The 9,650-nt window shown below is 76.0% G+C and carries 6 protein-coding genes and 1 pseudogene; 5 read left to right on the top strand and 2 right to left on the bottom strand.

Going from position 1 to position 9,650, the window contains the following annotated elements:
* The 3 genes from ABEB16_RS19210 to ABEB16_RS19200 form a co-directional block, all read left to right on the top strand.
* Positions 1 to 2,201, top strand: a 2,201-nt coding sequence (locus tag ABEB16_RS19210) for an ATP-binding protein (protein WP_345713812.1), incomplete at its 5' end; no start/stop codon positions are given.
* A complete protein-coding gene (locus ABEB16_RS19205; protein WP_345713811.1) occupies positions 2,194 to 2,775 on the top strand; it encodes a response regulator in 582 nt (193 codons plus the stop codon). The genes ABEB16_RS19210 and ABEB16_RS19205, both read left to right, overlap by 8 nt.
* Entirely contained in the window at positions 2,772 to 4,841 is a 2,070-nt protein-coding gene (locus ABEB16_RS19200; RefSeq protein ID WP_345713810.1) for a SpoIIE family protein phosphatase, read from the top strand. Before ABEB16_RS19205 ends, ABEB16_RS19200 begins: the two co-directional genes overlap by 4 nt.
* A 48-nt stretch (positions 4,842 to 4,889) precedes the next feature.
* Here the strand turns inward: ABEB16_RS19200 and ABEB16_RS19195 are convergent, their stop codons facing one another.
* Positions 4,890 to 7,256, bottom strand: a complete 2,367-nt coding sequence (locus tag ABEB16_RS19195) for a glycoside hydrolase family 65 protein (protein ID WP_345713809.1) — start codon at positions 7,254 to 7,256, stop codon at positions 4,890 to 4,892.
* Positions 7,253 to 8,011, bottom strand: coding sequence for a beta-phosphoglucomutase family hydrolase (locus ABEB16_RS19190; RefSeq protein ID WP_345713813.1), 759 nt, complete (start codon positions 8,009 to 8,011; stop codon positions 7,253 to 7,255). Before ABEB16_RS19190 ends, ABEB16_RS19195 begins: the two co-directional genes overlap by 4 nt.
* 207 nt (positions 8,012 to 8,218) lie before the next feature.
* Here ABEB16_RS19190 and ABEB16_RS19185 point away from each other — a divergent pair, with 207 nt between their 5' ends.
* Together ABEB16_RS19185 and ABEB16_RS19180 are read left to right on the top strand one after the other, a co-directional pair.
* Positions 8,219 to 9,382, top strand: a complete 1,164-nt coding sequence (locus ABEB16_RS19185; RefSeq protein WP_345713808.1) for an acyl-CoA dehydrogenase family protein — start codon at positions 8,219 to 8,221, stop codon at positions 9,380 to 9,382.
* A 10-nt stretch (positions 9,383 to 9,392) separates the two neighbouring features.
* Positions 9,393 to 9,650 (top strand): annotated as a pseudogene (locus ABEB16_RS19180) (hypothetical protein); the annotation flags it as partial.

The following is a 9,650-nucleotide window of genomic DNA, read 5'->3' as shown; positions in this document are numbered from 1 at the left end:
GCACCGAGGGCAAGCTCGGCGGTCAGGCCGAGGTGGCCGGGGTCAGCGGCACCTGGCGGCACCTGACGGAGAACGTCAACCAGCTCGCCGGGAACCTCACGACCCAGGTGCGCGCCATCGCCGAGGTGTCCACGGCCGTCACGCGCGGGGACCTCACCCGCAGCATCACCGTCGAGGCGCAGGGCGAGGTCGCCGAGCTCAAGGACAACATCAACCAGATGATCGCCAACCTCAGGGCGACCACCGAGAAGAACGCCCAGCAGGACTGGCTGAAGAGCAACCTCGCCCGCATCGGCGGGCAGCTGCAGGGGCAGCGCGACCTCGGCACCGTCACCCAGCTCATCATGAGCGAGGTCACCCCGGTCGTGGAGGCCGTGCAGGGCGCGTTCTTCCTCGCCGAGCACGAGGACGGGCGGACCCGGCTGCGACGGGCCGCCAGCTACGGCAGCGGTCCGGCGGCCGGCGACACCGGCGACGACGTGGCCTTCGTCCCCGGGGAGGGCCTGGTCGGCCAGGCCGCGCTCGACAAGCGGCCCATCCGGGTCCGGGACGTGCCCGCCGACTACCTGCACGTGCGCAGCGGGCTGGGCCGGGGCGCGCCCGCGGAGCTGGTCGTCCTGCCGATCCTGTTCGAGGAGGAGGTCCTCGGCGTCATCGAGCTGGCCTCGTTCCGCCGCTACGAGGACCTGCACGCCACCTTCCTCGAGCAGCTCGTCGGGACCATCGGCGTCGTCCTCAACACGATCATCGCCAACGTCCGCACCGAGGCCCTGCTGGAGGAGTCCCAGCGGCTCGCGCAGGAGCTGCAGGAGCAGTCCGTGGAGCTGCAGCGCACCAACGCCGAGCTGGAGGACAAGGCCCGGCTGCTCACCGAGCAGTCGCGCGACCTGGAGGCCAAGAACCACGAGATCGAGCTGGCCCGCACCGGCCTGGAGGAGAAGGCCGAGCAGCTGGCCCTGTCCTCGCAGTACAAGTCCGAGTTCCTGGCGAACATGAGCCACGAGCTGCGCACCCCGCTGAACAGCCTGCTGATCCTCGCCAAGCTGCTGGCCGACAACCCGCAGGACAACCTCACCGACAAGCAGATCGAGTTCGCGCGCACCATCCACGGCTCGGGCAGCGACCTGCTGGCGCTCATCAACGACATCCTCGACCTGTCCAAGGTGGAGGCGGGGAAGATGGACGTGAACCCCGCCCCCGTCGTGCTGCGCGAGGTCGTCGAGCACGTGCGCAGCACCTTCGGCCCGCTCGCCGAGCAGCAGGGCCTCGACCTCGTGGTCGACGTCGAACCGGGGCTGCCCGCGGCGCTGGTCACCGACGAGCAGCGCCTGCACCAGGTGCTGAAGAACCTGCTGTCCAACGCGCTGAAGTTCACCGAGCGCGGCAGCGTGCGGCTGTCGGTGGGGTCCCCCGACCCCGGCGCGGTCTTCGGTGTCCCGTCCCTGGACGGCGCCGAGCGGGTCCTGGCGTTCCGCGTCACCGACACCGGCATCGGCGTGCCGGCGGAGAAGCTGCGCCTCATCTTCGAGGCGTTCCAGCAGGCCGACGGCACGACGAGCCGCAAGTACGGCGGCACCGGCCTAGGCCTGTCGATCAGCCGGGAGATCGCGCGGCTGCTCGGCGGCGCGATCACCGTGGAGAGCCGGACGGGGCGCGGTTCCACGTTCACGCTGCACGTGCCCACCACCTACCCCTTCGCGGGGGAGGGGGAGACCGCCGCCACGCCGATCCCGCCGGAGCAGCCGGTGCCGGTGGCGCCGCCGCTGATCACCGACCGCCCCGCCAGCGGCGACGCCCGGGGCCTGGCCGGCCTGACGGTGCTGGTGGTCGACGACGACGTGCGCAACGTGTTCGCCCTGACCAGCGCGCTGGAGCTGCACGGCATGCGGGTGCTCTACGCCGACGACGGCAAGACCGGCCTGGCCCTGCTGCAGGAGCACCCCGAGGTCGACCTGGTGCTGATGGACGTGATGATGCCCGACATGGACGGCAACGAGACGACGCGGGTGCTGCGGGGCATGCCGGCGTTCGCGGACCTGCCGGTGCTGTTCCTGACGGCCAAGGCGATGCCCGGCGACCGCGACAAGTCGCTGGCGGCCGGTGCGTCGGACTACATCACCAAGCCGGTGGACCTGGACCGGCTGCTGGGCCTCATCGCCACGTGGACCGGTCGTGGGCGGGGGGCGGGTGCGGGTGCCTGACGCGTCCGCGCCCGACCGGGTGACCGTCCTGCTCGTCGACGACAGGCCGGAGAACCTGCTGGCGCTGGAGGCCATCCTGCAGGGCCTGGGCCACCGGCTGCTGCGCGCCGGCTCCGGCGAGGAGGCCCTCAAGCACCTGCTGGTCGAGGAGGTCTCGCTGATCCTGCTCGACGTGCAGATGCCGGGGATGGACGGTTTCGAGACGGCCGAGCACATCAAGGGGCGGGAGAAGACGCGCGACATCCCCATCGTCTTCCTCACCGCGCTGGAGGCGGGCGGGCACCAGGCCTTCCGCGGCTACGCGGCCGGCGCGGTGGACTACCTGGCCAAGCCGTTCGACCCGTGGGTGCTGCGCGCCAAGGTGGGCGTCCTCGTCGAGCTGCACGAGGAGCGGCGCGCGCTGCAGCGCGAGCGCGACCACCTGCGGCGCCGGGCGCAGCAGGAGGCGCAGGAGGCGCTGGCCCTGCTCCGGCGCGCCGAGGACGCCGCCGCCGGCGCCCCGCTGGAGGTCGCCGATCGGTTGCGGGTGCCGCTGGCGGAGCTGCGCGAGCACCTCCTGGCGCGCCGGCCGTGAACGACCTGCCCGCCCTGCGGCTGCCCCCCGACGTGCGCTCGGCCGCCCGCGCACGTCGCCACCTGCGCGACGCCGTCGGCGGCAGCGCCCTCGAAGCCGTGCTGGACGACGCCCTCGTGGTGGTCACCGAGCTGGTGACGAACGCCGTGCTGCACGCCGGCACGGACGTCGAGCTGCGCCTGCGCTGCGAGCACGACGGGCTGTGGGTGGAGGTGGCCGACCGGCTGCCCGGCGTGCTGCCGCTGCTGCGCGCCCCCGACGAGGGGCGCGAGAGCGGGCGGGGCGTGGTGCTGCTGGACGCCCTGGCGACGGAGTGGGGGACGGCGCACCGCGCGCACGGCAAGGCCGTCTGGTGCCGGTTCGCCCCCGACGGCGCGGGCGCGACCCCCCGCCCGCCGGGCCCCGCGCGGCCGGTGCCGGTCCCCGCCGGGGAGGACCTGGACCTGGCCTGGGTCCTCGACGTCCCCGCGGACCTGGAGCAGCGCCTCCCGCTGGAGGTCGTCGCGCGCGAGCTGCTGGACCGCCTCTGCGACGCCCTCGGCGTCGAGCACGCCGCGGTGCTCGCGGTCCTGGACCCCGACGGCGGCGCCGAGCAGGTCGCGGTGCGCGGTGGGGGGCTGGGCGCCGAGCACGTGGCGGCCGCCCTCGCGGGCGCCGCGGGCCCGCAGCGGGTCCTCGACGTCGCCGGGCTGGTGGTGTTCCCCCTCGTCGGGCGGCTCGGGCGGGTCGGCTCCGCCGTCCTGCGCCCCGGGCGGGTGCTGTCCCCGCAGGCCCGCGCCCTCGCGCGCGTGGTGGCGGACCGGCTCACCCTGCTGCTCGCGGACCACCTGCGCGAGCAGCAGCGCCAGCGCGACCGCGGTGCGCTGTCGCTGCTGGCCGAGGCGAGCGAGCTGTTCGCCGGGAGCCTGGACGTGCGCCTGGCCGCCTCCCTGACGACGCAGCTGCTGGTGCCGCGGTTCGGCTCGTGCGCGGCGGTGGTGGTGCTGCCCGAGGGCGCCCCCCGGGTGGAGGCGGTCACGTGCCGGCGGGAGGAGGACTCGGCGCGGCTGCGCGCCCTGCTGGAGGGTGCGCGGGGTCGCGCCCTGCTGGCGGACCTGGCCGCGCGCAGCGGCACCGGGCGGGCGGTGCGGCTGCCGGAGCCGGGGGTCCTGGCGGAGCTCGGGCCGCACGTCGTCGCCCTGCCCCTCGTCGCGCGCCGGCGCCCGCTGGGCCTGCTCCTCGTCGTCGCCGAGCGCGCCCCGGCCACCGCGGACGTGGCCCTGCTGCTGGACCTGGCCCGCCGGGCCGGGCAGGCCATGGACAACGCCCGGCTGTACGAGGAGAGCTCGGCGGTGGCCCGGGCGCTGCAGGAGTCCCTGCTGCCGGCGTCCCTGCCGCGCGCGGAGGGGCTGTCCTTCGGGGCGCGCTACGCCGCCGCGGGCACGAGCCAGGTCGGCGGCGACTTCTACGACGTGTTCGCCCTGCCGGGCGGGGGGTACGGCCTCACGGTCGGGGACGTGTGCGGCAAGGGCCCGGAGGCGGCCGCGATCACCGGGCTGGCGCGGCAGGTCCTGCGGGGTTCGGTGCAGGACGGGTTCAGCCTGCCGGTGTGCTTCCAGCGGCTGAACGACGCCCTGCTCGGCATGGGGGAGCGCGGCCGGTTCCTCACCGCCTCCGCGGCCGTCGTCGAGCCCGACGGCGGGGTCGACGACGGGATCGGCGGCGGGGGCGTGCGGGTGCGGCTGTGCAACGCCGGGCACCCGCTGCCGGTGCTGCTCGGCGGGGGCGGCGCCACCCTCGTCGGCCGGGCCGGCGACCTCGTCGGGGTGATGCCCGCGGTCGAGGTGCCGGAGTCGCAGCTCGTGCTGCGCCGGGGCGAGAGCCTGGTCTTCTACACCGACGGCGTCACCGAGCGGCGCGACGGGGACGCGCAGTTCGGCGAGCGCTCGCTGCTGGAGCTGCTGCGGGGCGGGGCCGGCCTGGACGCCCAGGCGCTGGCGCGCCGCGTCGAGGAGGGGGTCCGCGACTTCAGCGCCTCCGCGCCGCGCGACGACCTGGCCGTCCTCGTCGTCCGCGCCGACGGCTGACCCACACCTGCGGCGCAGGTCGGCCGTCGGGTGGGCCCGCGGCGGCCGCTACGCGCGGGGGGCGGTGTGGCGGTGCGCCGGCTCCCGCCCCGGCGGCTGCACCGGGCGCGCCAGCAGCGGCACCCGCCGCTGCAGCTCGCGCACCAGCGGCTCGCCCTCCCGCACCACCACCTCCTGCCCGGCGTGCAGGACCGCCAGCGACGCCCCCTCGCCGCCGTTGCGCAGGGAGTACTCCACCTCCTCCGGCCGGACGTCCACCTGCAGCCGCAGGCCCCGCCAGCGCACCCGGAACCGCAGCCGGGTGATGCCCTCGGGCAGCTGCGGGTCGAACGCCAGCACCTCCCCGCGCTCGCGCATCCCCCCGAACCCCGCGACCAGCGCGATCCACGCCCCCGCCAGCGACGCGATGTGCAGGCCGTCGCGGCTGTTGCGGTGCAGGTCGCGCAGGTCGATCAGCGCGGCCTCGTAGGCGTAGTCGTGCGCCAGCTCCAGGTGCCCGACCTCCGCCGCCGCCACCGCCTGCACGCACGCCGACAGGGACGAGTCCCGCACGGTGCGCCGCTCGTAGTAGTCGACGTTGCGGGCCTTGTCGTCGGCGCTGAAGGCGTCCCCGAACCAGTACATCGCCATGAGCAGGTCCGCCTGCTTGACGACCTGGCGGCGGTACAGGTCGAAGTACGGGGCGCTCAGCAGCAGCGGGTAGCGCCGCTCGGCGGTGAAGTCGAACTCCGGCAGGTGGGTGAAACCCTCGGACTGCTGGTGCACCCCGAGGTCGTGGTCGTAGGGCAGGTGCACGTGCTCCGCCGCGTCCCGCCAGCGCGCGGTCTCCTCCAGGTCCACGCCCAGGCTGCGCGCCAGGTCCGGGTGGCGGTTCACCGCGGCGACCGCCGAGCGCAGGTTGTGCGCCGCGGCGAGGTTGGTGAACACGTTGTCCGCCACGACGGCGGTGTACTCGTCGGGACCGGTGACGCCCACGACGTGCCAGCGGCTCTGCCGGTCGTGGTGGCCCAGCGACATCCACAGCCGGGCCGTCTCCACCAGCACCTCCAGGCCGCCGTCGGCGAGCAGGGACTCGTCGCCGGTGACCACCCGGTAGCGCTCCACGGCGGCGGCGATGTCGGCGTTGACGTGGAACCCGGCGGTGCCCGCCGGCCAGTACCCCGAGCACTCCTCCCCGCGGATCGTGCGCCACGGGAACGCCGCGCCCGCCAGCCCCAGGGTGGCGGCGCGCTCGCGGGCCAGCGGCAGCACCGACGAGCGCCAGCGCAGCGCGTTCGCGGCGGCCTCCGGAGCCACGTACGTCAGCACCGGCAGCACGTACGCCTCGGTGTCCCAGAACGTGTGCCCGTCGTAGCCGGGGCCGGTGAGGCCCTTGGCGGGGATGCAGCGCCGCTCGTTGCGCGCGCCGGCCTGCAGGACGTGGAACAGGCCGAACCGCACGGCCTGCTGCACCTCGGGGTCGCCGTCCACCTCCACGTCGGCGGCGTCCCAGAACTCGTCGAGGTACTCGCGCTGCTCGCGCAGCAACCCGTCGAAACCGGAGAACCGCGCGCCGGTGAGGGCGCCGGCGACCTGGTCCCGCAGCGCCGGGTGCGAGCGCCGGCTGGACCAGCCGTAGGCGAGGAACTTCACCAGCCGCAGCTGCTCCCCCGGCTGCAGCGCGCACACCACCGTGGTGCGGGCCCAGTCCTCCGCGGCGCGGGTGTCCACGTCCACCCGGCCCGGGGCCTGCACGAGGTGGTCCATCCCGGCGGCCACCTGCAGCCCGCTCGCGGCGGTGCGGTGCAGCAGGATCGCGCCGCGTTCCTGCACGTCGCGGTCCACCGCCACCAGCGGGCGCTCCAGCGCCGCCGCCACCCGCGGGTCCCCGGCCCGGGCGGGGACCGCCTCGTTGGCGACGAGCTCGGACTGCAGGATGAGCCGCACCGGCCGGTCCACGGCCTCCACGACGTACTCCACGGCGGCCACGGCGCGCTGGGTGAAGGACACCAGCCGCTCCGAGTGCACCCTGATCCGGCTGCCGGCGGGGGAGGACCAGTCCGCCCGCCGGGTCAGGGTGCCCGCGCGCAGGTCCAGCACCCGCTCGTGGGAGAACAGGTGCCCGTAGCGCACGTCGAACGGCTCGTCGTCCACCAGCAGCCGCACCAGCTTGCCGTTGGTGACGTTCACGACCGTCTGCCCCTGCTCGGGGTAGCCGTAGCCGCGTTCGGCGTAGGGCAGGGGCCGCTGCTCGTGGAACGAGTTCAGGTACGTGCCGGGGATGCCGTGCGGTTCGCCCTCGTCGAGGTTGCCGCGCAGGCCGACGTGCCCGTTGGACAGCGTGAACACCGACTCCGAGCGGTCCAGCAGGTCCACGTCCAGGGCGGTCTCCCGCACGTGCCAGGGCTCGACGGGGAACGACGGGTGCTCGCTCACCGGCGCACCGCCGGGTCGAGCAGCTCGGCGAGGTCGCGGACCACCACGTCGGCGCCGTGCTCGCGCAGGTCCGCGCCGTGGTGCCCCCCGACGCGGTCCACCCCGACGACGAGGCCGAAGCCGCCGGCGCGCCCGGCCTGCACGCCGGCCAGGGCGTCCTCGAACACCGCCGCGGCCACCGGGTCCACCCCGAGGGCGGCGGCGCCGGCGAGGAAGGAGTCCGGCGCCGGCTTGCCGGGCAGGCCCCGCTCGCGCAGCACGACGCCGTCGACGCGCGCCTCGACGTGCTCGGCCAGGCCCGTCACCTCCAGCACCTGGGCGGTGTTGGCGCTGGAGGACACCACCGCCCGGCGCAGCCCCGCCGCCGCGGCCGCGCGCAGGTAGCGGCGCGAGCCCTCGAACACCTGCACGCCGTCGGTGGCCAGCCGCCGCAGCAGCACCTCGTTCTTGCGGTTGCCGAGGCCGTGGACGGTCCCGGCGCCGGGCGGGTCGTCGGGGCCGCCCTCGGGCAGCGCGACGCCGCGGCTGGCGAGGAAGTCGCGCACCCCGTCGGCGCGCGGCTTGCCGTCGACGTGGTCGGCGTAGTCGGCGACCGGGTCGAACGGGACGAACGGCTCCCCGGTGCGCCCCGCGCGGGCCCGCAGGAAGTCGTCGAACGTCTCCGCCCACGCCTTGTCGTGCACCGCGGCGGTGTCCGTCAGGACGCCGTCGAGGTCGAACAGGCACGCCGTCACGCCGTCGGGGAGCCCGAGCACCACCGCACCGCCTTCCGTGGTCGGTCCCGCCGCGGTCGGTCCCCGGCGGTCGCGGGCAGCCTCGCAGCGGCGGGCGGTCGCCGCAGCTCGTCGGGGGCCCGGTGCGGGGCCGGGGGCTGCTGATCCCCCGCCCTGCTGCGCCGGACGGGTGACGACCCGACGTTGCGGCATCAGGTGCGCACCGTGCGTTGCGGTTACGGTGGAGGGATGCTGAGGTCGCCCGGCTCGGTGCCCGAGGCCGTCGAGCGCGCCCGCCGCGTCGCCGCGGAGGTGGCCGCGCCCGGGGCCGGGCACACCGACGAGGGCAACTGGCCCGCCGCCTCCCTGCGGGCCCTGCAGGAGGCCGGCCTCGGCGGTCTGTCCGCCCCCGTCTCCGCCGGCGGCGCCGGCCTCGGGCTGCGCGCCCTCGCCGGTGTCTGCGAGGTCCTCGGCGCCGCCTGCGCCTCCAGCGGCCTCTGCTACGGCATGCACGTCGTGGCCACCGCCGTCATCGCGGCCAAGGCCACCGAGGCCCAGACCGAGGAGTACCTCGCGCCCATCGCGGCGGGGGAGCACCTCACCACCCTGGCACTGTCCGAACCCGGCACCGGCGCGCAGTTCTGGCTGCCGCAGACCAGGCTGCGCCGCACCGGCGACGGGTACGTCGTCGACGGCGGCAAGAGCTTCGTCACCAACGGCGGGTACGCCGACTCCTACGTGCTGTCCACCGTCGCCGCCGACCCCGACGCCCCCGTGGGGCAGTTCTCCTGCGTCGTCGTGCCCGCCGGTTCCCCCGGCATGACGTGGACCGGCGGCTGGGACGGCGTCGGCATGCGGGGCAACTCCTCCCGGCAGGTCCGGCTCGACGGGGTGCGCGTGCCCGCCGACGGGCTGCTCGGCGCCGAGGGCGACCAGATCTGGTACGTCTTCGAGGTCGTCGCCCCCTACTTCCTCGTCGCGATGGCCGGCACCTACCTCGGCGTCGCGCAGGCCGCGTTCGACGCCGCCCGCGCCCACCTCGGCGCCCGCCGCCACGAGCACACCGGCCGGGCGCTGGCCGCCCAGCCCCTGCTGCAGCACCGCCTCGGGCAGCTGTGGGCCCAGCTGCAGCGCACCCGCCGCCTCGTGCACTGGGCCGCGGAGGAGGCCGACGCCGGCGGCCCCGACGCCCTGCCCGCGCTCGCCGCGGCCAAGGCCGAGGTCGCCGACTGCGCGGTGGGCATCGCCAACGAGGCCATGACCCTGGTGGGGGGCATCGGCTACCGCGGGCGCTCGCCCCTGGAGCGGCACCTGCGCGACGCCCGCGCCGCCCACGTCATGAGCCCCACCACCGACCTGCTGCGCACCTGGACGGGGCGCGCCCTGCTCGGCGTCCCGCTGCTCGCCGACTGAGCCGGTGCCGGTGTCGCTGCGCATCGCCCTCGTCGGCGTGGACCCCACCGCCCTGCCCCTGCCCGGCGGGACCACCGCGGTCACCCTCGACGACGGGACCCCCGGCGCCCCGGGGGCCCGGGTCCCGGCCGACGTGGACGCCGTCGTCGTCGGACCCGGTGCCGGCGCCCAGGTCGACGCCGCGGTGCCCGCCCACGCCGCCGCACCGGCCGCCGTGCTGGGGCTCGTGCTGCCGGTCCCCGACGGCGCCGGCGTGCGCCGGGCCGTG

Origin of the sequence: Kineococcus glutinatus (assembly GCF_039542765.1) — a bacterium.
Taxonomy (GTDB): Bacteria; Actinomycetota; Actinomycetes; order Actinomycetales; family Kineococcaceae; genus Kineococcus_A; species Kineococcus_A glutinatus.
Note: the sequence above shows the minus strand (reverse complement) of the source record. Positions and strands in the feature narration are given on the sequence as shown.